This window comes from Plantibacter sp. Mn2098 (assembly GCF_049319745.1).
Classification (GTDB): domain Bacteria; phylum Actinomycetota; class Actinomycetes; order Actinomycetales; family Microbacteriaceae; genus Plantibacter.
In genome coordinates, this window is the sequence record NZ_JBMOUH010000013.1 from 73262 (window position 1) to 96490 (window position 23229).

At 61.2% G+C, this 23229-nt stretch carries 19 protein-coding genes; 10 read left to right on the forward strand and 9 right to left on the reverse strand.

From position 1 onward, the window contains the following. Positions 1 to 126: 126 nt before the first annotated feature. The 6 genes from ACL9RL_RS18460 (at position 127) to ACL9RL_RS18485 (ending at position 6625) form a co-directional block, all read left to right on the forward strand. Positions 127 to 918, forward strand: a complete 792-nt coding sequence (locus ACL9RL_RS18460; RefSeq protein ID WP_422781752.1) for an SDR family NAD(P)-dependent oxidoreductase — start codon at positions 127 to 129, stop codon at positions 916 to 918. A 161-nt stretch (positions 919 to 1079) separates the two neighbouring features. Beyond that, a complete protein-coding gene (locus ACL9RL_RS18465; protein WP_422781753.1) occupies positions 1080 to 1469 on the forward strand; it encodes a hypothetical protein in 390 nt (129 codons plus the stop codon). A 1038-nt stretch (positions 1470 to 2507) separates the two neighbouring features. Further along, positions 2508 to 3119, forward strand: a complete 612-nt coding sequence (locus ACL9RL_RS18470) for an HAD family hydrolase (protein WP_422781754.1) — start codon at positions 2508 to 2510, stop codon at positions 3117 to 3119. 129 nt (positions 3120 to 3248) lie between these two features. Beyond that, positions 3249 to 3737: an RpiB/LacA/LacB family sugar-phosphate isomerase gene (locus tag ACL9RL_RS18475; RefSeq protein ID WP_422781755.1), complete on the forward strand. Its 489-nt coding sequence runs from the start codon at positions 3249 to 3251 to the stop codon at positions 3735 to 3737. A gap of 8 nt (positions 3738 to 3745) precedes the next feature. Then, positions 3746 to 4480: a triose-phosphate isomerase gene (locus tag ACL9RL_RS18480; protein WP_422781756.1), complete on the forward strand. Its 735-nt coding sequence runs from the start codon at positions 3746 to 3748 to the stop codon at positions 4478 to 4480. A 1050-nt stretch (positions 4481 to 5530) separates the two neighbouring features. Further along, positions 5531 to 6625: an AAA family ATPase gene (locus ACL9RL_RS18485; protein ID WP_422781757.1), complete on the forward strand. Its 1095-nt coding sequence runs from the start codon at positions 5531 to 5533 to the stop codon at positions 6623 to 6625. Positions 6626 to 7038: 413 nt separating this feature from the next. Here ACL9RL_RS18485 and ACL9RL_RS18490 read toward each other — a convergent pair whose 3' ends face one another. The 3 genes from ACL9RL_RS18490 to ACL9RL_RS18500 are packed head-to-tail and all read right to left on the reverse strand — an operon-like array spanning position 7039 to position 12939. Next, a complete protein-coding gene (locus ACL9RL_RS18490; protein WP_422781758.1) occupies positions 7039 to 10152 on the reverse strand; it encodes a type I restriction endonuclease subunit R in 3114 nt (1037 codons plus the stop codon). Then, entirely contained in the window at positions 10149 to 11375 is a 1227-nt protein-coding gene (locus ACL9RL_RS18495; RefSeq protein ID WP_422781759.1) for a hypothetical protein, read from the reverse strand. The genes ACL9RL_RS18490 and ACL9RL_RS18495 overlap by 4 nt, the downstream gene beginning before the upstream one ends. Next, positions 11368 to 12939, reverse strand: coding sequence for a type I restriction-modification system subunit M (locus tag ACL9RL_RS18500; RefSeq protein WP_422781760.1), 1572 nt, complete (start codon positions 12937 to 12939; stop codon positions 11368 to 11370). The genes ACL9RL_RS18495 and ACL9RL_RS18500 overlap by 8 nt, the downstream gene beginning before the upstream one ends. 295 nt (positions 12940 to 13234) lie before the next feature. On the opposite strand from ACL9RL_RS18500, the gene ACL9RL_RS18505 reads away from it, so the two are divergent. From ACL9RL_RS18505 to ACL9RL_RS18515, 3 genes are all read left to right on the forward strand, one after another. After that, the gene (locus ACL9RL_RS18505) at positions 13235 to 13597 is read left to right on the forward strand and encodes a hypothetical protein (RefSeq protein ID WP_422781761.1); all 363 of its coding nucleotides are present in this window, start codon (positions 13235 to 13237) and stop codon (positions 13595 to 13597) included. A gap of 879 nt (positions 13598 to 14476) precedes the next feature. After that, positions 14477 to 16153, forward strand: coding sequence for an N-6 DNA methylase (locus tag ACL9RL_RS18510; RefSeq protein ID WP_422781762.1), 1677 nt, complete (start codon positions 14477 to 14479; stop codon positions 16151 to 16153). Beyond that, a complete protein-coding gene (locus tag ACL9RL_RS18515; RefSeq protein ID WP_422781763.1) occupies positions 16143 to 17042 on the forward strand; it encodes a hypothetical protein in 900 nt (299 codons plus the stop codon). Before ACL9RL_RS18510 ends, ACL9RL_RS18515 begins: the two co-directional genes overlap by 11 nt. A 53-nt stretch (positions 17043 to 17095) precedes the next feature. Here the strand turns inward: ACL9RL_RS18515 and ACL9RL_RS18520 are convergent, their stop codons facing one another. The 5 genes from ACL9RL_RS18520 to ACL9RL_RS18540 all read right to left on the reverse strand — a co-directional run bounded on the left by ACL9RL_RS18520 (position 17096) and on the right by ACL9RL_RS18540 (position 21513). Beyond that, the gene (locus tag ACL9RL_RS18520) at positions 17096 to 17872 is read right to left on the reverse strand and encodes a DUF1883 domain-containing protein (RefSeq protein WP_422781764.1); all 777 of its coding nucleotides are present in this window, start codon (positions 17870 to 17872) and stop codon (positions 17096 to 17098) included. A 49-nt stretch (positions 17873 to 17921) separates the two neighbouring features. After that, the gene (locus ACL9RL_RS18525) at positions 17922 to 18230 is read right to left on the reverse strand and encodes a DsbA family oxidoreductase (protein WP_422781765.1); all 309 of its coding nucleotides are present in this window, start codon (positions 18228 to 18230) and stop codon (positions 17922 to 17924) included. Between the two features lie 12 nt (positions 18231 to 18242). After that, on the reverse strand, positions 18243 to 19742 hold the full coding sequence (locus tag ACL9RL_RS18530; RefSeq protein ID WP_422781766.1) for an MFS transporter: 1500 nt from the start codon (positions 19740 to 19742) through the stop codon (positions 18243 to 18245). A gap of 206 nt (positions 19743 to 19948) precedes the next feature. Next, a complete protein-coding gene (locus tag ACL9RL_RS18535) occupies positions 19949 to 20548 on the reverse strand; it encodes an SAM-dependent methyltransferase (protein WP_422781767.1) in 600 nt (199 codons plus the stop codon). Beyond that, on the reverse strand, positions 20548 to 21513 hold the full coding sequence (locus ACL9RL_RS18540) for an NAD(P)/FAD-dependent oxidoreductase (protein WP_422781768.1): 966 nt from the start codon (positions 21511 to 21513) through the stop codon (positions 20548 to 20550). The genes ACL9RL_RS18535 and ACL9RL_RS18540 overlap by 1 nt, the downstream gene beginning before the upstream one ends. Positions 21514 to 21607: 94 nt before the next feature. On the opposite strand from ACL9RL_RS18540, the gene ACL9RL_RS18545 reads away from it, so the two are divergent. After that, the gene (locus ACL9RL_RS18545) at positions 21608 to 22195 is read left to right on the forward strand and encodes a helix-turn-helix domain-containing protein (protein ID WP_422781769.1); all 588 of its coding nucleotides are present in this window, start codon (positions 21608 to 21610) and stop codon (positions 22193 to 22195) included. A 382-nt stretch (positions 22196 to 22577) separates the two neighbouring features. On the opposite strand, the gene ACL9RL_RS18550 is transcribed toward ACL9RL_RS18545, so the two are convergent. Next, on the reverse strand, positions 22578 to 23201 hold the full coding sequence (locus ACL9RL_RS18550) for a TetR/AcrR family transcriptional regulator C-terminal domain-containing protein (protein ID WP_422781770.1): 624 nt from the start codon (positions 23199 to 23201) through the stop codon (positions 22578 to 22580). Between the last annotated feature and the right edge of the window lie 28 nt (positions 23202 to 23229).

The following is a 23229-nucleotide window of genomic DNA, read 5'->3' on the forward strand; positions in this document are numbered from 1 at the left end:
GTGGCCGATGAAGAGCCCCGCAAGTTTATATAGTCTCGTGAAGGGCGCACGTCGCCTGCCGGTCAGAGTTAGCTCCTACTTGACCTCATCGGATGGCCTTACCTCAGTTTCGACGAGAGCAGCGTAATGACGGATAGCACAACGAACGTCTACCCTCGCTTCGCTGGCAAAGTGATACTTGTGACCGGAGCCTCCACTGGGTTGGGTGCCGAGGTCGCAGTGCGCGCCGCGAGAGAAGGGGCTCGCGTCGTAGTGCATTTCAACCAGTCGCAAAAGGGTGCAGAAAGAACACTCGAACGGATCCGTCTTGTAGGCGGTGAAGGAGCTATCGTGCAGGCAGACATCTCGCGTTGGGATGACGTGGACAGGATGGCTGAGGGCGTTTTCTCAACTTTCGGAGAGCTGGATGTCCTCATCAACAACGCGGGGAGCGCGGCCTCCAACCAACAAGGATGGACGGAGCTCACAGAAGCTGACTTGAACACCGTCTTCGACGTCAACGCCAAGGGCACGTTGATGATGACGCATGAGTTCGGTAAGAGGATGGTTGCACAAGGCCGAGGAGCGATAGTGAACGTCGGGTCGACTGTGATCGTCAACGGATCGCCGCGCGCACCACACTACGTCGCATCGAAATACGCGATACTTGGCATCACAAAATCCTACGCGTTGGCTTTGGCTCCAGTCGTGAGGGTCAACACCTTCGCGCCGGGATCAATCGAAACCGCGCAACTCGTGAACAGACCAGATTGGGCGCGTGGGAAGCGAGAATCCATACTTTCTCGCACCCCGATGGGCGCGATCCCCTCTGCAGAGCAATTGGCTGGCTCTTGCCTTTGGCTTGCTACGGATGAGGCCGCACATCTGACCGGTGGCCTCCTGGCGACGGATGGCGGATTCACGATGCTAGGGGCATGACATGTCGTGTACCCAACTCTGGCCAGGTCTTAAGCACTTGCACGCCAGGTTGCCGCGAGGTCGCGCGCTCTCGCTAGGGATTGAGCGTCGTCTACGTCGAACAGGCTACCGCAGCGCAAACTTCGGACCGAGCCTGGGATTCGCTGCGCAAGGGTCGACATGTGCTGCTCATCATCGCGATTGCCATCCCACGATTCAACATATTGGTGCGCGAACGCTCGGTTCATAAGTCGAACGCCGACCCACGCGCTCGAGGTCGGCATCGCTGCTTTACCAAGCTCGGAAACAACGCCATCGAAATCGCTAACCACGAAACCAGGATCGCTCTCGTCGGGCGCGACGTCCGTGCTAGCGATCACGCACAATGGCTCTTCCGCCCCTCGGACGATGAGGTCGGCCCGCCGAATGAACTCTGTCAAGGCACCTCTGTCCCCGACAACGTCACCGGGCAGGACGACAGAGATTTGCCCGCCAGCGAGAGTCAGGAGGTCAACCACAGCCTGTGCCGTCCCTCCAGCAGGTGCGCGAACTACGTCGACACTAGGGAGTAGCCGGTCAAAATGCCCCTGCAACTCCTCACACCCTTCGGAACTTAGAAGTACAGTGACACCCGCCGCCAGCGGGCCAGTTTCCAGCAGCGCGTAGTCGATCAGGAGTGCTTCATCGGCGATTCTTGTTGCCGCTTTGCAGCCCCCCTGTGCCCCAAACAGGCGCGTTCCACGACCGCCAGCAAAAACTAGAATCGCGTCATCCATAGAATTCAAGGTATACGGAACCATGCCTGAATCACCAGAGGAGTTTGGCATGTCTACGAGGTTCGAGCAGCTGGCGTGCCAGCGACGATTCCGCAAGCCCTAACTCTTCTCGAACGTAAGCTACGCGAGCGGCAATCCTTGATTCCAGGGATGCAGTCCTCGACTTCGCGCTGCACAGTCAAGCGGGCGCTATGAGCGCGTTGTCGATACAGGAGGCGACGCGGCCCGCTGACCAGAGCAGCCTAGCGTGACCATGGCCGCGGCCAAAACGCGTCGATTAGCGAATTTTGCTCCGGTGACTGTGAGCGCGACGGGGCCGGTTGGGATCAGCGTCACCAATGCGCCATGTCCAGCGCATCAAAGGGACCTCGACGGTGATCCGATCTCTGATCGATCCGCCAATGATCCGACGGCGGAAGGTATCGATCATGACTGCGCGGCAGTCCCGCACCTGTTCCGGTACCGCTGTCGAATGACGCAGCGGCATTAGAGCTACACCAGCGCTTGGGCGCGGAGACGCCGCTCCTCAAGACCGGCAAGATTCGCTGCCTGTAGCTTAGAGGCACGGTACCTGAACGTCCGGAACCCCAACGAGCCCGGCCAGCGGTATCAGCGAAGCGCGAGATTCGCACGCGAGGCGGTGCTGATTTCGAGACCCAATACAGCGAGCACCTGCAGCTCTCCAGAACGTTTTGTACGCGTCGGGACGGGCGCCCGGTGCTGTTAGATACCGGCTCATTCCCGAGGCGAGGAACGCCTCGACTAAGGTGTCCGGGACGACTGGTCATGCTACGACCACCGATGGTACTCTCCTTGAAACCGTGGGGAGGGGCAATGTCTACAAGATCACCTTCGCTGGTCATCACGGACGTAGGAGGGACGCTCCTGCGCACAGACGAATTGCACCTCGAAGCTTGGCGTGCGGCACTCGCCCACTATGGCTTCGAACACACCCAGCACCTTGCGGTGGTGCATCAGTCATTTGCGGCTGGCAATGACAGTTTCACAACCGCACGCCAACTCGAGCTTCCATCGTCAATCGCCATCAAGATCGCGGAACGCAAACGCAAACTCGCCGAGGTTACCGCCCCCGTGGGGATCAGACATGAGGTCGTCCAGTACATTGAATCGTTTCGCGTGCCAGTATGCGCGGTAAGCCATAGCGAAGAACACTGGACACGGGCGATGCTCATCGAGGCGGGAATCGCCGACAAGTTCTCGCTAGTGCTCGGCAGAACTACCGAGACGTCTACTTCGAAAGCTGAACTTATACAGATTTGCCTTGACCGCTTCGTCAAGGACCGAAACGTGCTGTACATCGGGGACACCGATACTGACAAAAACCTCGCGCTGGAATTCAACCTCACCTACGTCAGTGCGCTAGCCATCTGCACGACGGACTCGCAAAGCGCAGAGACCACAGGACCGGCGAAGGCATACGAATGAGGAACGCAATCTAACGACGTCAATCGATATCTCCGCAATCTCATTCCGTCTCGACGGGCTTGTTGCGCGTCGACCGCAGGTTTGTGAAGCATCACGCTGAGGAACCCAGAACATCTGAAGGAGTAGTCCATGCCGCGAAGCCAACCATCACTTTTGCGAATTCTAATCGGCAGCGATGACGCCGGCGCCTTTTACAAGAGTGTCCTCAAACAGGATCTCGAGTCCGCGCCGAACGTTTTAGAGGTGAGAGAAGTAGACAACCCTGCTGGTGAGCCGTATCCGTACGTTGCCTTCAACGCGGCTGAACAGATTGCTTCCGGTCTCGCAGATCGCGCTCTCCTGATCTGCGGTACGGGGCTGGGCATGGCACTTGCAGCCAACAAGATTGCTGGGGTGCGTGCCGTCACGGCCCACGATTCATTCTCCATTGAGCGAAGCGTCCTCTCAAACAACGCCCAGGTACTAGCTCTGGGCCAGCGTGTCGTTGGCATCGAACTAGCGCGTCGTCTGGCGCGAGAATGGCTCACATATCGGTTCGACAGCACATCGCCTTCGGCTCAGAAGATTGCAGCTATCGAACAATACGAGAACCGGCAATTGTGCGCCAAACGCCATTGACAATCGGAGTGAGCCTTAAGGCCTACTTCACCCACGGGCAAGCCAAAAGATGGTTTGCTCAAGTGGCCGAGCAAGCTGTTGTTCACCCGGCAATACTCACAAACGAGTTGTATCTTTTCGTATTGCCTACCTATCTCCAAATTCTCCCTGCTATTGAGGAGTTCTCAGGCACCCCAGTGCAAGTCGGTGCCCAGAACATCAGCGAATTCAATCGGGGCCCCATAACGGGTGAGGTGACAGCCTGCGAGCTCGCAGAGATTGGTGCCTCAGTCGCGGCCGTTGGACACGCAGAGAGACGGAAGGTCTTCTTCGAGGACGACACGTCGACCGCGCTGAAAGCCGCAGCTGCGCTCCGCGCTGGTCTCACACCTGTCATCTGCGTGGGTGAGAGTGAGCGGGTACCTGCCAACCAGGCAGCTCGCACGTCTGTCGATCAACTGGTGGCCAGTCTGTCAGGCACCCCTACCGGACCAGTCATCGTCGCGTATGAACCGGTATGGGCAATCGGCTCCACTCTCGCCGCTCCGGATCCACACATCATTGCCGTCATCGATTCTTTGCGCTCAAGTCTGTATTCGGATCCGTCACGGCATGGAAGTCGCGTAATCTACGGCGGTGCCGCGGGTCCTGGGATGCTTACTAGACTCGGCAATGTAGTTGATGGACTATTCCTCGGACGACACGCACACGACGTCGATGCGCTATTTGCTGTGGTGGATGAGGCCTACCGGCAGCTGAAGTGAGCCCATTGTGACCGCTACTTCACGCCGGACCATCGCCGCGGGTCGGGTGTATGAAGCCTTGATCGCCGTGAGTGGCGGTGTCGTTGGTTAGAACCTTAGCGACGGGACGGTGAGCGCCGGGTCGAGCTGGATCGTCTGGGCCGGCGGGCTCGTTCAAACTGCTCAACTCGTCGGAGTCGGATGGCACTCGTTGTCTCGGACGCAGCATTCTCCGCCGTCGAACCCATTTCAAGCTCACACGACACCCACCGTCGACAGCAACTCCGCAAGCGGGACCTCACAAGACTGTTCTGGGATGAAATCCGGGTGCCTTCGTTCACGCCAATGGTGCCGACAAGTGTCACTTTGAGGTGAACATCACTAGACACAAAAAACACCGATAATATATATTATGTCAAGTCAAAGGTGGCGCATTCCCCTTTGGATGCGAATAAGACATCAATAGCTTCTCCCGGGAGCAATCCGGCCGGCACATTCACCAGAACACGCTGATGAATCTGCTCCGCGACGCCGGCATCCATTCATCGACTACATCGCCAAACGCCCACGGCCATAGCCCTCCAGGCCAGCCAAGCGATATCCTGCTCTGCCATGCCTGACACCGAAGACCTCTACATCGAACTCAATGGAACGCTACAGTGCGTCCTCTTCAGCGCTGACCTCTCGGACGACGACCGCGCGCGGCTCGGGCACCCTGTACGCGGAGTCACATGCGCATGCCCAGACTGCTCATGCACGAACGAAGCCGACATGGGCACACCCGAACACCCCATCTGCGGATGCTGCCTCGCAGATTGCCCCGACGTCCACAGCACCAAATCAACTCGTTGACAGGCGAATACGCCGCTCACACACACCGCTCCCCCACCGACGAGAGCGACTCGTGTCCCGCCGCTCTACACGTCAGGTGATTCCACCGCATCCCACACGCCAGCCTCTGAATGATCGGACGAGAATCCCACCGTCAACGACCGCATCCGCTCGTCCTCAACCGCAGTTCGGGTACACCGAAGTACACTCAGTACACAGGAGTTCACTGGAGGTGGCGAGATGCTCGGCAAGAATCCCTTTCGACCGACGGCAGGGGCGGAGCCTCCTCAGCTGATCGGCCGAGCCGGCGTGCTGGACGAGTTCGCGTATGGGCTGCGTATCCGGTCAGGAGCACCAGGACTGTTGACCATCTTCACCGGTGCTCGAGGGATCGGCAAGACCGTCATGCTCGGAGAGGCGGAGGACGCCGCCCGCGCCGAAGGCTGGGTGGTGATCTCGGAGACGGCCACGCGTGGGTTCCTCGGGCGGATCGGTGAATCCATGCGAACCGCAAACGAGGAACTAGGAGACGGGCCTGCCGGCCGGAGGATCACTGGCATTGGAGCGGCCGGGTTCTCGGTTACGACCTCGCTGCCCCCCGCCGAACAGGCCGGCTGGCGACAGATTGGCGAGCAGCTGTTGCAGCGGTTGGATGCTCAAGAGACCGGGCTAGCGATCACCCTGGATGAGATCCATGGCGCCGACCGCGATGAACTCGCTCAACTGGCTGCCTCTGTGCAGCACTTCATTCGCGAGGGCCTGCCGATCGCACTGGTCTTCGCAGGGCTTCCGGCGGCTGTCTCCGACCTCTTGAACGAAGGAGTGGCGACGTTCCTCCGCCGAGCCGATCGCATCGATTTACACTCCGCCGCCGTCGATGAGGTGGAGAGCTCCTACCGGGAGACCTTCGCTGCCCTACCGGTGCCAGTGGACCCTGCGCTGTTCCGGACCGCCGCGGAATCAACCGGCGGCTACCCATTCCTCATCCAGCTCGTCGGGTACCACCTCTGGCAGCTCGCAGAATCCACGAATGCTCCTCTCACAGCGAAGGACGTAGATCTTGCCATATCCGCCGCCCATCGCCGCAACACCCGAGTCGTGATAGAAGCAGCGCTCGCGACCGCGTCGCCGAAAGACCTCGACTTCCTGCAAGCGATGGCTCAAGACGACGACCCATCAACGACCGCAGACATCGGCCATCGACTCGGGAACGCAAAGAACACCATCGGCAACTACCGCGCTCGACTCATCGACGCCGGCCTCATCGAACCAGCAGGACGAGGACGATTGGACTTCGCGATCCCAGGCCTGCGCGAACACCTCCGCCAACGCTGACACGCAGTGCCCAGCGGGTCCGACATGAGAGCCAAACAGACTCACGTCCGAACGCGCACAACGCTGAGCGGGCACACGTGGACAGATGTTTCGCATCGCATGGGTTGAAAGAGGCTCGAGTGGCGAGACACTTCATGGCGTTCGCTCCGGCGCCGACACCACGCTGCCGCGTCGAGCTGCGCATGAGACAACGCCCTAGCCGATCCATGACAACGCCTGCAGCTCCAGGGAACCCACGCGAGGTCTCACGACTCAGGCCTCTCGCACGTCCTTGAACCTGGCGATAATACTCACGCCAGTACTGTTTATCCCCAGCAAGGCTGACGTGATTTTGCGCCCGTTAGGGAAACTGACACTGTTCTAGGTGTGACTTGGCTCAGCGAAGACGGGAGACATGAGGGCTACACGACGGGTCAAACCAGGCCGAAGAAGCGATCGAAGTAGGTGGTCAGGCGATCGACTGCCTCACTACGCTGCGCGGCGTGATCAGCTCCGGCTGCAGAGAACCTCGACACAGGTGGCAGGACCGCGGCGATTGCTGGGCCCGCAGCCGGCAGCTCCCCGTCACGAAATGCCAGGTCCATCAAATGACGAGTCTTTCCAGCGTCCAGATGGAGGTCGTCGATGATCTGGTCGAGTTCTGCCGCTCGACGTTCGGCAACAAATTCAGTGAGGTCCCGGTGGGCGTCCTCCGCCAGCCACCCAGCGATCAACTCCCGCTTCGGATAAAGAGAGGGGCTCGAATCGAGGGTGGCGTTGAGCTTCCGCCGAAGGATCTCCGCCGCGCTCGTGTCGCCCCCTGCCTCAGCCGACCGCCGCTCCTCCACCAGCATAACGACGTAGTCGACGTTGGCCTCGACGCGCTTGATGAGCTCCATCTCGAAGACGACGTCGTCGAGAATTGAGACTTTGGAGTCTTTCTCCTGACGGCGCCGGCGCTCAAAGAGATCGACGTACTCACTTCTGTAGTCCTGCTCGTCGGCTTCGCTAAGCGGGTCGTTTCCCTCGAACTCATCGAACGACGACAACACACTTCGAAGTCGCAAGATCAGGCCGAACAACGAGACAAAGTCGGCCTGTCTCTGCTCCCCAACGATCTCATCACCGACTGGGAACAGCTGGGCGAGCTCTTCGACGGCCTTGGCGTAGTCGTCGAAGTACTTACTGTACGGCTCGATGAGAACGACACTCGAGGCGTCCTTGTCGCCGAACAAGCTCAGCGCCGCTTCGGTCAACTTGTCCAGGTCACGGAAAGTGACGATGTTGCCGTGATGCTTGGTCGAATCGAGGATCCGGTTGGTGCGCGAATACGCCTGCAGCAAGCCGTGCTGCCGCAAATTCTTATCGACGAAGAGCGTGTTCAGCGTCGTGGCATCGAAGCCGGTGAGCATCATGTTCACGACGACTACGAGATCGAGATCTCGGTTCTTGAGGCGCGCGGTGACGTCGTCGTAGTAGGCCTGGAATCCATCAGCCGACGTACTAAACGACGTCCCGAAGAGCTGGTTGTAGTCCTGTATCGCGCCCTCGAGAAAATCCCTGCTCGGCTCATCCAGCCCGTCGGTGTCGAACTCGTCGTCGTCCAGGATTCCGTCGGGAAGCTCCTCGTTCGGAGAGTACGAGAAGATCGTTGCGATCCGAAGCCTCCCAGCATCCGGATGATTTGCTTGCTGCACGCCGAACTCGGCGTAGTAGCGCTTGGCCGCATCGATGGAGGCAGTCGCCAGCATCGCGTTGAAGCCCGCAGCCCTGCGGCCCGCAGAAGTCAGACGATCATCTCGCCCGGTGAGACGGCTGAAGTTCTCCAAGATGTACGAGACGACAAGCTGGATCCGCTCATGCGCAAGCAGCGCTTCCTCGGTATCGATCCCCTCGACTTCGGCATCCTTGCCCGTCGCCTTCACATGGATCGTGCGGTGATAGGCGGTCCGAAATGGGAGCACGTTCTCATCTTTGATCGCGTCGATGATCGTATACGTGTGCAGGCGGTCGCCGAACGTCTGCTCAGTCGTTTGAGGCAGTCGTCCCGAAGCTCGAGCAGCGTTCTCGGCGAAGATGGGCGTACCCGTGAACCCAAAAAAGTCGGCCTTTCGGAACGCCTTTCGGATCCTGTGCTGCATGTCGCCGAACTGCGTGCGATGGCACTCATCGAAGATCAGCACGACGCGCTTGCCGTAGACCTCGTGCTTTGAATTACCTGCGACGAACCGATCCAGCTTCTGGATCGTCGTCACGGCAATCTTCTGATTCGTGATCGGCGCATCGCCGGCGCGACGCAATAGCACGGCGCCGAGCGGCAGAGTCAGCTGCTTGCCAAGGGCGGTGGTGTTGCGGCTGCCATTCGCGGCGCCCGGGGAGAAGCGCTCGTACTCGCGGATCGTCTGCGCATCGAGGTCTTTGCGATCGACGACGAACAGCACTTTGTCGATCTGCGGCATTTCGGCAATGAGCTGAGCGGTCTTGAACGACGTCAGCGTCTTACCCGAACCAGTGGTGTGCCAGATGTAGCCGCCGGCCTTCAGAGTGCCCAGCTGCTCTGGATGGTTCCCGGCAATATCGACGCGCTGAACGATTCGCTCGGCGGCGACGATCTGGTAGGGGCGCAGCACGAGCAGCTCATTGCTGGTGTCGAGAACGCAGTAGCGCGTCAGTACCGCGAGCACTGTTCGTGGCGCCAGGAAGCTGCGGGTGAAACCTTCAATGTCGGCGATCCGCCCATTCCGCGCGTCGGCCCACCACGAAGTGAACTTGAACGAGTTGGAAGTGACCTTCCCGCGACGCTGCGTGTTCGAGCGCTCAGCTTCGCGAACGTGCCGGAGACGCACCGTGTTCGCGTAGTACTTCGAGTGAGTCCCGTTGGAGATGACGAAGATCTGGACGTAGTCGAAGAGCCCTGTGCCCGACCAAAATGACTCTCTCCGATACCGCTCGATCTGGTTGAAGGCCTCGGAGATCGGCACACCGCGACGCTTCAACTCGACGTGCACCAGCGGCAGGCCGTTCACCAGGATCGTCACGTCGTAGCGGTGACCGCGCACGAAACCGGCGCTCGTCGCGCCGGTTGTCTCGTACTGGTTGATGACCTGAAGACGGTTGTTGTGGATATTCGACTTGTCGATGAGGCGGACGTTCTTCGTCGTTCCGTCATCACGCACGAGCACCTGAACGTGATCCTGCTGGATCCGGCGCGTCTTGTCGATGACAGAGTCGTTCGGTTTCGTCACAGAGCTCGCGTAGAAGCGCAGCCACTCCTCGTCGGTAAAAACGAGGCTATTCAGTCGCTCAAGCTCGTTTCGCAGGTTGGCTACGAGATCCGCCTCGCCCTTGATCGGGAGATACTCGTAGGCCTGCTCCTGCAGCCGTCGGATGAAGTCAGCTTCGAGCGCGGCCTCGGACTGGTAGCCCGTCCGGATACGGTCTTCCGGCTTGAACTCTGCGACGACAGTCGACTCATCACCGATCACCAGAGGCTCGACCGGCTTGCCAGCGTCGGAACCACCTGCGGGAGGAACGTTGATATCGGTCATGCTCGCGCGTACGCCCCTTCTACTGGCGCCTCAGAGCCCTCGTCCGACAAGAGCACGTCATAGCCCGCTGGGATCTTGTGCTCACCCGACATGAGCACCCTCAGGAGCTGGGCGCGCAGGCCCTTGAGCCGGAGCGTGTAGTCCTGCGCCGCGCGTGCGGCGTCGTCAATCGCCTTGAGAACTTCGAGGGACTCGACCGCCTGCGCCTCCGTTGGAACTGAAACGACCTGCTCCATCAGACGACCGACCGCGAGCGTCTTGTTGCGGCCAGCTCCGCCCGGCGAATGGTCAACGAGTAGTTGTCGCCCCCGACGCGTCCTGAAGAACTCGTCGAACCAGGCAGCTGTCCAGACCTCAGCACCTTTGAACGTCGGGAATCGATGTGATGCAATACGGCCCGCGACTTCAGGGCCGAGAACCGCGACCGCCCCCTCCCACGCGAAGACGATGTTGAAACATAGGTCTCCGGGTTCCACGAAGAACACGCGCTTCTTGCCAAGGGCCTCACCGCTCAGCGAGTCCTTGAGGAAGGCCCCGCGACCATGTGACCTCAGACCAATCTCTGAATACTCCGCACTGGGGTCCACAACCACAGGTCGAGATTCTCGAATGAGCTCCTCGCCGATCGTTGTCTCTCGCCAGTCTTCTGAGGGTTTGAGGCGATGCTCGCGCAAAGCAGATACAGCCTGTCGAGCAGCAGCGCCTTCTTCTTCCGTGAGCTGGAGGACCCTATCCAGGCGACTGAACAGGTCGACGATGCGACGCTGAGTGGGCACCGGCGGCAAGTTGACAACAAAGGACTCGAACTGGTCCTCTTTCCAACGCCGCCGACTCTTCGTCGTACCCTTCGCCTGGTTCGCCACCACGTCGACCACAGCAGGATCTTGAAACTTAAGTCGCAGCCATTCTGGAAGAAGCCGAGTGCGATCAACGTCGTACGTCGGGAACTCGTTCGAGACGACGCCATCTGACAGCGCCTCCGGCACGAGTCCGAAGGATCCTTCAGTGACGAACATGCGGTTGTAGATGAACTGCCCCGCTTGGACTCGGAAAACCTTCGAAGCACGAATCGCAGAGCCGGCACGCGGCTCTCTCGCGAAGACGCCCTCGCCGTACCATTTCACCCCGAGGCTCGTGTACATGGCATCCGGGTCCACGCGAACCGACTCGATGTACCGGGTGGCAACTTCGCTAAGTGGTGTTGGAGTCCATTCGTTAGTCATCGAAGCCCGCCGCACTTAGAGCCTCGTGCAGCTTCGCGCGCGCGAGATCGACGCCGTCTTGGGCCAGACGAAGATCCGCCAGGGACTCCTCGACATTGCCCTCGACCTCGGTCTCGACTGACGTATATGTGGCAACGCCCAAGTTGTAATCGGCAGCACCCAGTTCGATATTTGATACGAGCTTGGCAAAGCCATCAACGTCTTGACGCTGCACGAGCGTTTCGACAATTCGATTTCTGTGTCGATCCGAGAGGACGTTCTTGGTCGCAGCTTTGTCGAACTCGCGACGCGCGTCGATGAAGAGCACGTCATTCGAGTTCTTTGAACGCTTGAGCACGATGACACATGCTGCGATCGGCGTGCCGAAGAAGAGGTTCGCGGGCAGTTGGATGACTGCATCGATGTAGTTGCCGTCGACCAGGTACTTGCGAATCTTCTGCTCGTTGCCACCCCGGAAAAGGACTCCGGAGGACTCCACGATGGCGGCCGTTCCATTGGGGGCAAGCCACGCCAACGCGTGCATAACAAATGCCAGGTCCGCAGCGTTCTTCGGAGCAAGCACTCCGGCCGGTGTGAATCGCTCATCGGTTCGCAGCGCCGGGTCATCGTCTCCCGCCCAGTTCGTAGAATAGGGAGGGTTCGAAACGATCGCATCGAACGGCTCGTCATCCCAGTGCTGCGGATCGGCGAGCGTATCGCCCAGAGCAATGTCGAACTTCTCGTACCCGATGCCGTGCAGCAGCATGTTCATGCGTGCGAGGTTGTAGGTAGTGAGTTCGATCTCCTGCCCGAAGTAGCCACGCCGCACCTTGTCTGGCCCAAGGAGCTTGGCAAAGTTCAGCAGGAGTGATCCGGATCCGCACGCCGGGTCGTAGACCTTGTTGAGCTCCGTCTTCCCGATCGTCGTGATCCTGGCGATGAGCTCGGCGACTTCTTGCGGCGTGAAGTATTCCCCGCCTGACCGGCCGGCGTTGGCCGCGTACATGGTCATGAGGTACTCGTACGCATCGCCAAACGCGTCGATCGCGTGGTCGCCGAAGTCTCCGAGGTCCAAACCTCCGATGGCATCAAGGATCTTCTTGAGACGGTCATTGCGCGCGGCCACGCTCGAGCCCAAACGGGGCGAGTTCACGTCGATGTCGGCGAAGAGGCCACGGAAGTCTGCTTCGCTACGCTGCCCAAGCGCTGAACGCTCAATTGCAGACAGGGCCGCTGAGAGCGTTTCGTTGAGCCGTTCCTTCCCTTCGTCGTCTCGCGCGCTCGCACGTACCGACTCAAAAAGTTGGCTTGGGAGAATAAAGAAGCCCTTGTCCGACACGGTCGCCGCACGACCACCTTCGGCAGTCTGGTCGTCCAGCTCTGCGTACGAGAACGTCGGGTCCACCCGGCGCTCTTGCTCGTCAATGAAGCGGGTTAGATCGTCGCTCAGGAACCGGTAAAGGATCGTGCCGAGGACGTACTGCTTGAAGTCCCACCCGGTGACCGATCCCCGAAGATCGTTGGCCATCCGCCAGATTGTGCGGTGCAGCTCGGCGCGCTGTGCTGCTCTCGTAGTTGGGCTCATCTGTTCCTCCGCTTTCTATCTTGGTGCACCGCGGACCAACCAGAATTGCGCCGAGCCGAGAACGTCTCAGACCCGTAAGTTGAGTCCAATAGATATCGCCTCGGCGCCGCGATCGGCGGATTGATGCGCGCTGAGGGCCAGTGCATAGTGAGCCCTGCCGCGCGGCGTCAGCCCCGGCACCTCGGGGCTGCTGAAGAGGTGTAACTGCCAGACCTCCTACTGCGCTGCTGCGGCGGATCGACGAACGCATTAACATGCCGAGGGCACCTGAGCCTGCAAGAGAACGGAGAATCGGATGGAGATCGTGCACAGCCTGATACTGGTGACAAGCGAAGGCGCAATGGACCCGTACCTGGTGTTCACGTTCGGTGTGGGACAGAAGCTCATTGACCGGGCCCGCGAGCGCGGTTGGGTCCCCTTAGGTGAGGCGGTAGAGCTGGAGGGGTTGGTCGACGCCTCCCCGGAACACATTCGGGTGTTGATCTCGCATGAGGTCATCATCGACAGCGACGCCGGCCCAGGCGACCTTTCTAGATGGTGGGAGGCCGTGCGCGCCGCCGGCAACCGTTGCTTCGTGCTGCTCACCGCAGACGACGGCTTCGATCCATCGCCCACTCGGAAAGCGCGCTCGAGGCGTCCTATGTTCTCGCCACGCTGAACGCAACAGACGGCACTCCACCACTGCAGCAGATCCAAACGATCACCGCCGCAGGCGCGATGCCCCCGGCCATACGCGCGCAAGCGAAGCTCTCGTCACAGACCTCTCCACACAACTGACCAAAGTCATTGTCCAAGCGAAGCAGACAGTCGCGGCATCGCTCTCCCCCGACGACGCAGCTACGCTGTGGACGGACGGACGGTAGCCACAATTCGCGCCCACCCTAATCTCCGAATGGGACCCGAATCGCAAACGAGCCCACTACCCAAGATCGGAGCTGATCCCCATGAACATGTTCAACGACCCGGTAATACCCGAGCAAGCGGTCGGCGGAGAAGAGGACGAGGTCCAGCAGACATTGCATCTGTCGATCTCCTGAACCCTGCTCGGCGAAGCTGAGGAGGTCGAAGCCGCTCGCACGTTCATGGAGACCTTCGCGTCGACAGGGGCGGCAGAGTTGGGTCAACTCATTCGTACGCTCCGCATCGAACTTGGACTCCCACGCGTCCACCTTGGGCGATTCTGGAATCTTCAATTCGAGAACAGGTCGTCGGCCAATGACCATGGCAACAACCTGTCCACGTAGTGATTAGGTTACGGGCCTTCGTCCTCGGTTAGGCGCGCGAGCGGCGTCTCGGAACTCATGGGTTATGAGGCACTTTGGTTACGAGACATATTGCCAAGGCCGTCCGACTCAATGATGGTGAGAGTCTCGCCGCTGGCGAGTCCTCTCGTATCGACCGGCCCACGGAGGCGACAAGCTCCTCCGCAACGATGACTCCGTGCGCGGCACGATCACGAGCGACTGGAGACCAGGTGATACTCCGCGGGACCGCCTGCCGAACGGGATGTCGGTGGCTTGTCCCATAGTGTGATGCTGTGCTCCATGACTTTGATGTGCCCGCCCCGCTCGATACGTCGACGGCTCGAAAAGCACGCGGTGCGTTTTTCACCCCGGACGGGATCACCCAGCACATTGCCCAGTGGGCGATCCGCACGGCCGCCGACAGCGTGCTTGAACCCAGCACCGGGGAGGCCGCGTTCCTGACTGCCGCTGTGGACCGTCTGGTCGCGCTTGGGGCGTCCGAACCGGTCGTGCATGGTGTCGAGATCCATGGTCCGAGCGCACACGCCGCGCAGGCGCTGGTTGCGGCAATCGGTGGTCAGGCGCAGATCACTGTCAGCGATTTCTTCCTCGTCGAGGCCACTCCGACGTTCGACGCGATCATCGGTAACCCGCCGTTCATCCGCTACCAGGAGTGGACGGGCAAGCAGCGGGACCGTGCCCGGTTCGCAGCCCTGCACCAAGGCGTTGCCCTCACTGGGCTCTCGTCAAGTTGGGCGGCGTTCGTGGCGCACTCCGCCGGGTTCCTGAAGCACGGGGGTCGGCTCGGCTTGGTCCTTCCCGCAGAGCTGTTGAGCGTGAACTACGCCGCTCCGGTCAGACGCTTCTTGCTAGAGAACTTCGCCAGTGTCGAACTTGTCGTCTTCGACGAACAAGTATTCCCTGATGCTGAAGCAGACACGGTGCTGGTCAAAGCCGACGGTTGGAAGCAGGCACCAGCCGGTCACGCCGCGCTGCGACAAACACGCAACGCTACGACGCTTGAGATGCTGGAATCCGGCACCACCTGGGCGCCGATCGACACCGCAGACCGGTGGACACCGATGGCACTGTCTGAGACCACCACAACCGTCATGTCCCGTCTCGCAGCAGACGACACCTTCGGGCCGCTGGAGGCATACGGGGACACCACCCTTGGAGCCGTCACCGGAGGGAATCGGTTCTTCGCCCTCTCACCGACACGCGTCCAAGAACTAGGCATCCCGCGGCGCGACCTGCTCCGCATCAGCCCCCCGGGGAGCTCCCACCTCCGCGGGCTCGCACTTACGGACTCCGGCCTGACCCGCCTCGGTCAACGCGACCAACCCACCTGGCTGCTCTGGCCAAGCAACACCCCAGCAGAGGCAACGCTGCGCTACATCGATTTCGGACACGCCACCGGCGTCGACCAGGCTTACAAATGCCGCATCAGAAAGTCCTGGTGGCGTGTCCCTATCCTGGACGCCCCTGATCTGTTCCTCACCTGCATGAACGCTGACACTGCACGGCTGACCACGAACGCTGCAGGCGCCCGCCACCTGAACAGCATCCACGGCGTCTACCTCCACGACGAACTGCGCGATATCGGCCGCGATGTGCTCCCCGTGGCATCGCTGAACTCGATGACGCTGCTCTCCGCAGAACTCGTCGGACGCTCCTACGGCGGCGGGATCCTGAAGATCGAACCGCGCGAGGCTGACCGATGGTGGATGCCCTCACCCGCCATGCTCGCTGAGCACCGTGATGCCCTTGCAGTGGTGAAGCCGCGCATACAGAGGCTCCTGCAGAGGAAAGACCTTCTCGGCGCCGTCGCGCTGGTCGACGAGATCCTGTTTGAGGGCGTGCTGTCGACGCCCGAGCTCGATGCGCTTCGTGCAGATCACCAAGCCCTGACTTCCCGCCGCACGGTCCGCGGACGCAGTGGCGGGCGGGGACAAGCCGATGGTAGCTAACCCGGACTCGTTCACCCCGTTTGACGCAACTCTTGCTGCGGCGCCCCTCAACGACCCGTGGACACACGGTCCCGGACAGCAACCCGAGTACGCGCCGGACTACTCACTCGCCGGAAGCCTCCTCACCATCCCGGTCGCGGCCAACAAGGGATGGGCCACCGGCGCCCTCGCCAACGGCGTCGACTCCTGGCTGGCCCACGAACTCCGCCGCGCCGGCTTCGGCCCCGACGAAGTCTGGCCACGCGCAACAAGACCACGCATCATGCCCCGCGACATCGCCGTACTCCTCGAGAAGCTGCCACGCGTCCTCTCCGACGAGGTGCGAGCAAAGCTCATGGCCATGCCCGTCGTCGCCCCGACAGACGCGAAGGTCCTGGGTCGCGCGTACGACAAGCAAGTCGATGTCGCGATCGCACGATGGGACCGCGGCCCGGAACTCCTCCTCAGCACCAAGACCATGGTGTCATCGTTCGGCAAGAACCTCAGCAACCGCTTCGAGGAAGCCTACGGCGACGCCGGCAACCTCCGCAGCCGCTACCCTCTCGCAGCCGTCGGGTTCTTCTTCGTCCAGCGCGACACTATCCTCACCCAGGAACCCGACGCGTTCGAGAAGACCGTCGACATGATGCGCAAACTCCGCGACATCGGCGGCGGCAACGGCTACACCGCCACCGGCCTCGCGCTCGTCAGCTGGTCAGACGACAACCCAACAGTGAACATCGAACTCGACCGTGTGCCCGAGGATGTCCGCCCCGAACAGTTCATGACGAAGATGATCGAACAGATCCTCGCCGCCACCTCAGTCACCCACCACGTCGAAGTTCGGAGCAAATATGAACGACGCGTGATCCCCGTCGCCGAAGACGACACCGAGACCGGCCTTTTCTAGGCCGCATCATCATGGTCCAACAGGCCGCGATCGAGAGCCCTCGGTGTCTGGAGCTAGGTCTCGTTCACGACGGCAGTAATTTCGTCGGCAATTTCAGCGATCGTGTCTACAGCTGTGTTTCGGGCGATTTTGTCCACGAGAGAGGGCGATTGCCGTGCGATCTCGTCTCGTGAAATTAAGTGCCAGATGGGCAGCATGCGCTGGTCGCCATTGACACTGAGCCCGATAATGCCGTCGAGCTCGTACTGAGGCCAGCCTTTCGCGAAAAAGGAACTCGACAGGATGACAATGCCGAACGCGCTGTGAGCCAACCCGTGGTCGATCTTCCTTCGCAGGCTGTCGCCGATCCGCAGCTCGGTCTTGTCGAGCCACACTTTGAGCCCACGTTCTCGCAACGCGATCGCGAGAGGTTCAGCAACAGAAGACTTGTCTTCACTCGCGTGGGAGATGAACACGTCCCACGTCTCACCGTCTTCGTTTGGAACAACGGGCGGACGTTCGTGTCGGATTCCTTGCAAGGACTGCTGGGACGCCGATTTCGCGACAGGCAACGCCGGGGGTTCAACAGCAACCGTCGAACGCACACTGCTAGCTTTCAGCCCCATCAAGTCAACGGTCAGGTACCAGCTCCCAGTGCGAGGGACAGTAATCCGGAAGGGTGACGTCTTGACCAAGCCTCCGAAAAACTTGTGCGCTCTGCCGTTCTTGAACGAATTGAAGTTCGTGCTGTCCATCAGCCGCACATTGGCTGCCTTGGTCAGGGTCACAACCACGGTCGCGCCCTTGTCGAGGCGGTTCCAGTGATACTTCGCAAACGGCAAGCCTGCCAATGCGTCCCCCGGTCTTATGCGGCATTCTCGGTCGTGCCAGCGTGTTTGCCTAATCGAACCACACACCCCGAAGCATTGTCAGCAAACATTCGGCTTCACGAAGGGCATTCATCGTCGCGATTCGTGCTCTCTCGGCGCCGGCATGGTGTTCGACTTCCTGCTCTTTATCGATCTCTACGGCGATGCCAGGGCGGAGTTCGAAGGATCGGTAGGTCAGTTCGACCTCACCGCCGAAGGCGTTCACGGTCTTCTCGAACCTCGGATGGGCGATGAAGCACCACACACACTGGGGATCTGACCAGATTTGGACTCGGACAGGATTCGACGTTGCGCTTCTCATGGCATGGTGTCCTTTCATTGGGGGCGAAGGTCAGCTGTCGAGCGTGACGGAGGCGGCATCTTGGTCTGTCTGGACACGTTTCACAGTCGGGGTGGGAGCACGCTTGGGACCGCGGATGAGGACGAAGATCACGAGGACGGCCATCACGGCCACACCTGTCCACATGGCCTGCTGCCATCCTGCGATGAACGCTTCCTGAGCTGCAGTGAGGATCTGCTCCGCGTATGGACCCGCATGCTGACTTGCGGCGGCAGCATTCGCGAGCCCCTCACTCGCCGCAGCGGCGAGGTTAGCGGGGACACCGCCCAGACGCGCGGCGATGGCGTTCTGGTACCCCGCGACCAGGAGCCCTCCGAGCATGGCGATGCCGAGTGCGGAGCCGAGCTCGCGAGTGAGGTCGTTGAGTGCGGAGGCCACCCCCTGTTGTTCGCGCGGAAGCGAGGACGTGATTGCTTCGGTCGACGGCGTCATCGCGAGACCCGCGCCAAGTCCCATGGCGATCAGGCCGGGAAGAACGCTGAAGTATCCGGCGGATACTGAAACGAGGGACGCCATGAGTGCGAGACCGAGCATGGCGATGCCGAGTCCGATAACCATCGATGCGCGAGCGCCGATGCGGGCCGCGAGGCGCGGGGCCAGCCCTGACGCGACCATCATCAGCAGCGCCATCGGCATCATCCCCAGCGTGGCCAGCAGTCCACTCCAGCCGAGGACGATCTGGAAGAACGGATACAGCACGAGAGAGACACCACCTTGCACACCGAAGAGCACCAACAAGAGCGTCGTACCAGAGGAGAGCCCTCGGGTGCGGAAGTGTCGGATGTCCAGCAAAGGGTGGGCCGCGCGCAGTTCCCACACCACGAACGTGACGGTCGCGATTATGGCCGCGGCGAGCAGCGTCAGAACCAATGGACTGCTCCACCCCAGCGCTGGTGCCTCGTGCAGGGCATAGGTGAACCCAACAGTGGCGACAATCGACGACAGGGTACCCAGGACGTCGAAGCGGCCGACGGCCGCTTCGCGGGAGTTCGGTACGGCTCGGATGCCGACCAGAGCTGCAGAGATGGTCAGCACGATGGGCAGCGCGAACAGCCACCGCCAGTTCGCCACGTCCACGAGGAGCGCTGAGAGGTACATGCCGAGGATGCCACCGCCGCCAGCGACCGCGGTCCACATTCCGATCGCTTTGGAGCGTTCCTTGGCTGGGAACGAAGCGGTGATGACCGAGAGTGTGACGGGCATGATCATTGCCGCACCGACGCCGCTGAGCAGACGCGCTGCGAGCATGACTTCCATCGTCGGCGCCATTCCCGCGGCGATGTTCGCTACGCCGAAGGCCGCTAGCCCCGCGATCAGGACAGGTTTACGTCCGAGCCGGTCGCCCGCGGCACCCAGCGGCAGCAAGAGCGCCGCGAGGGTGAGGGTGTAGGTGTTGATGATCCAGAGCACCTGCCCTTGGGAGGCGCCGAACGCGGACGCCAGCTGCGGTTGGGCGACGTTGAGTCCGGAGACGGATGCGACGACAGCCATCAATGCAAGGCAGACGGCCCAGAGGATCGCACGCCGTCGGCGCGGATCATCGATCAAGGGTGCGGTGGTGTCCGCGCTGATTGGGGAGGTTGGGTGCATGGGTCAGGATTCCTTCTGTGTTGTTTACTGCCCGGCCGTGTCGGCACGAGGGCAAGGGAAGCTGCGCCGAGGCTGACCTCGGCGCAGCTACGCAGATAAGAGATGCGTCAGAGCAGGCGTGAGGCACGAACTACCACGTCGCGCAACTGCACGGGCCCGCTGCCAGCATGGAGGGTGCGGGCGTTCGCGTAGCTCGATTCGATACGCCAGTCAGGGTCCGTGAACAGTCGTGTAATTTCGGTCAGGGTCGTGGCCGCATCGTCAGGATGGTCCGGGCCGTGACTGTGACCCACGATCAGAAGCGTGCCGCCCGGTGCCACCCAGGAGGAGATCCGTCGGTAGAACGCGAGCTGTCCGGTATCCCCATGGGCGTAGCTCGTGACCACGAGGCCCCACTGCCGTTCCGGTACCCAGCGGCCCAGGTCAGCTTCCACCCACTCGATCCGGCTATCGAGACCGGCATCGGCGGCGCGCACCCTGGCGGTCGCCAGTGCCGTGGCAGAGATGTCGACAGCAGTGACCTGCCAGCTGTGCTCGGCAAGCCAGAGCGCTTCGGCTCCCGCCCCACACCCGGCGTCCAGTGCTTCCCCGGTGGGCAAACCGGCGGTCTCTACCAGAAGATAGGGGTGAACAGGGAGACGGAGGTCCCGGTCGCCCTCGGCCGTGACCCAGTGGCGCTCCCAGTAGCTCTTATCGAACTGCCTCATCACACAACCCCGAGTTTCCTGCGATCAACCAGCGCGTGATAGGCGCGGGCGAACACGAGCTCGGTATTGATCGTCATAGCCACCCGTGCCCCGTTTGCAGCGGCCTCACTGACCTGCATCCCCGGATTCACCACGTTGCCTGCCGCCCACACACCCGGAGTCGAGGTGCGCCCTGCGGCGTCGACAACCACGGCAACACCAGCCACATTCTCAACGGTCCGTATGCCCAGACCTTCGAGTCCATCAAGACGCGCAACGGTCCGGGCAGGAACTGCCAGCGCATCAAGAGCGACGCGGGTTCCGTTGTCGAGGCGCGCTCCCGCCAATCGATCGTCGGTTACCTCGACACTGCCAATCCGCCCTGCGACAATCGTGACACCCACTGCAATCAACTTCTGCAGTTCTTCGGCCGGGATCTCCATCCCGTTCGGGAAGAACCACACGTGCGTGCTCCATTGCTGAAAGAGCAGCGCCTCTAGCGCCGACATCGGCCCCGTTGCCAGCAGCCCAATCCGCTGATCGCGGATCTCCCAGCCATGGCAGTACGGGCAATGCACAACATCCCGACCCCACCGCTCCGCAAGACCCGGGATCGCGGGAAGTTCGTCTCGCACGCCGGAGGCGAGCAGCAACTGACTTGCCCGCACGCTCGTTCCGTCCACCAAGTGGAGAACGAAGCCTTCGTCGGAAGAGCCCGAGGATTCAACGACAGTCGTGTGAACGACGTGCGCCCCGTACGACGAAACCTCCTCGCGCCCCTTCTCGAGCAGATTCAACGGGTCAATGCCGTCGTGACCAAGGAGGCCATGCGCTGCAGCTGCCGGCGCATTTCGAGGCTTGCCCCCGTCGATCACGATCACGCGTCGTCGGGCCCGGGCGAGGATCAGGGCGGCACTCAGACCAGCTGAACCGCCACCAATGATCGCCGTTTCCCAAACCCGGGGGGCCTCTTGCTCTCTGTTCATCGCCGCGTCCTTCAGTCATTCGTGATGTCATCCTCAGTGTCACGCGCAACCACTCCCACTGGCAAACATCCTTGCCAAATGGCAAACTGCTTGCATGGATGAGACCGCTAACCAGACGCTCGACACCGTCGGGCCCCGACTCAAACACCTCCGATTGCGGCGTGACGTCAGCCTGACAACACTTGCCGCAGAGACAGGAATCTCCACAAGCACGCTCTCCAGATTGGAGGCCGGTTTGCGCCGCCCCACACTGGAGCAGCTCCTGCCGTTGGCCCGCTACTACGGCGTTACGATCGACTCTCTCGTTGATGCGCCGCGTACCGCCAACCCGCGCGTCGATCTTCGCCCCATGTCATGCAGCGACGGCTCGATCATCATCCCGCTCACCCGCAGACCCGGCGGGATCCAGGCCTATAAATTCGTCCTTCTCACGGGACGAGACGACACCGTTCCCGAACTGCGCTCACACGAGGGATACGACTGGGCCTACGTCCTCAACGGCACCCTCCGTCTCATCCTCGGCGACCAGGACCTCGTGCTCAAAGCAGGAGAAGCTGCAGAATTCGACACCAGGACCCCGCACTGGTTTGGTGCCACCAGCGCGGGCCCCGTCGAGTACCTCAGTCTCGTCGGTCGCCAAGGGCAACGCGCCCACGTTCGCGCCACTACTGATGACCACTAGTCACACGTCTCCTTTGATGAGCCGTCGGTCTTTTGCTGACTTTTTGGACGGCTCAGGCGTTCGAGAGAGGTCCTGAAAGTCATCTACGGAGCCCCTCGTGAGCATTGCCCTGCCATTGCCGCGCTCGATTGGCGGCGATCTGATCACCCACCGCTGCAGCCGAGCGGGAACAACGTCATCGAGAACGGCAAGCAATGCCCTGGGATGTTCGTGGTGCACGAGCGCAACCCGTGCTGCCAGGACCAGGACGGCAGGAGCCAGCTCCGATCAGCAGCGGAGCCTGAGTCCGCGTGAGTCCGATCGGCTTAACTGCCGATGCGCGCGAATGTGGCGATCATCCTCGGCTATCGCGATAGGGCGCGGGAAGGCGTATCTCCCTGGTCTATTTCCTTGCGGATGCACGCAGAAGGCCGTCGATCACTGCGGCAAGACCATACTCGAAGTTCGCATTAGAGTCCCCCTGGTCGAATGACTGAAGTGCAGAGCTGAGTGCGGGGGCATCGTTCTGTATATCGTCAGGGGCTGGCAATCGCAGAATGGAAGCTTGCTCTTCAAGCACCCACCCAATGGTGTAGCGCGAAATCACCATTCCGGTTTGTAGCGCTTCCCGTGCACTTAGGCCGGCATCCATCATGACCGAGATCTGGGCTTCGAGCATGGGAAGTTGAGCGAGTGCTGGCGTGCTGCCGGCATGCACGCGCGCACCGTCGCGATGCGCAAGAAGCGCCCGCCGGAATGCCCGCGCGCGCTCGGCGAGCCAAACACTGGGATCCGAGCCGACCTCGGGCTGAGCCGGGAGCTCCTCGGTGAGCATTTTCTCCGCCATGGACGCCAGCAGCTCGTCACGATTCTTGAAGTGCCAGTACAGGGCCGGTTGCTGCACTCCGAGGCGCTGGGCAAGCGCCCGTGTTGTCAATCGATCCAGACCCACTTCGTCGAGCAGCTCCAGAGCTGCGGCGACAATTTGCTGGCGGTCCAGCCGCTGCCTGCGCTGCCCTTCGATCATGAAGCCCCCCTCCGCTTGACAGCTTATC

Excerpts from the sequence above, each read along its gene's own strand:
- ACL9RL_RS18460 (WP_422781752.1), top strand. The coding sequence starts at position 127 with ATGACGGATAGCACAACGAACGTCTACCCTCGCTTCGCTGGCAAAGTG.
- ACL9RL_RS18485 (WP_422781757.1), top strand. The coding sequence starts at position 5,531 with ATGCTCGGCAAGAATCCCTTTCGACCGACGGCAGGGGCGGAGCCTCCT.
- ACL9RL_RS18535 (WP_422781767.1), bottom strand. The coding sequence starts at position 20,548 with ATGAGGCAGTTCGATAAGAGCTACTGGGAGCGCCACTGGGTCACGGCC.
- ACL9RL_RS18475 (WP_422781755.1), top strand. The coding sequence starts at position 3,249 with ATGCCGCGAAGCCAACCATCACTTTTGCGAATTCTAATCGGCAGCGAT.
- ACL9RL_RS18525 (WP_422781765.1), bottom strand. The coding sequence starts at position 18,230 with ATGAAAGGACACCATGCCATGAGAAGCGCAACGTCGAATCCTGTCCGA.
- ACL9RL_RS18530 (WP_422781766.1), bottom strand. The coding sequence starts at position 19,742 with ATGGCTGTCGTCGCATCCGTCTCCGGACTCAACGTCGCCCAACCGCAG.
- ACL9RL_RS18550 (WP_422781770.1), bottom strand. The coding sequence starts at position 23,201 with ATGATCGAAGGGCAGCGCAGGCAGCGGCTGGACCGCCAGCAAATTGTC.
- ACL9RL_RS18495 (WP_422781759.1), bottom strand. The coding sequence starts at position 11,375 with ATGACTAACGAATGGACTCCAACACCACTTAGCGAAGTTGCCACCCGG.
- ACL9RL_RS18505 (WP_422781761.1), top strand. The coding sequence starts at position 13,235 with ATGGAGATCGTGCACAGCCTGATACTGGTGACAAGCGAAGGCGCAATG.
- ACL9RL_RS18500 (WP_422781760.1), bottom strand. The coding sequence starts at position 12,939 with ATGAGCCCAACTACGAGAGCAGCACAGCGCGCCGAGCTGCACCGCACA.
- ACL9RL_RS18515 (WP_422781763.1), top strand. The coding sequence starts at position 16,143 with ATGGTAGCTAACCCGGACTCGTTCACCCCGTTTGACGCAACTCTTGCT.
- ACL9RL_RS18545 (WP_422781769.1), top strand. The coding sequence starts at position 21,608 with ATGGATGAGACCGCTAACCAGACGCTCGACACCGTCGGGCCCCGACTC.
- ACL9RL_RS18470 (WP_422781754.1), top strand. The coding sequence starts at position 2,508 with ATGTCTACAAGATCACCTTCGCTGGTCATCACGGACGTAGGAGGGACG.
- ACL9RL_RS18540 (WP_422781768.1), bottom strand. The coding sequence starts at position 21,513 with ATGAACAGAGAGCAAGAGGCCCCCCGGGTTTGGGAAACGGCGATCATT.
- ACL9RL_RS18490 (WP_422781758.1), bottom strand. The coding sequence starts at position 10,152 with ATGACCGATATCAACGTTCCTCCCGCAGGTGGTTCCGACGCTGGCAAG.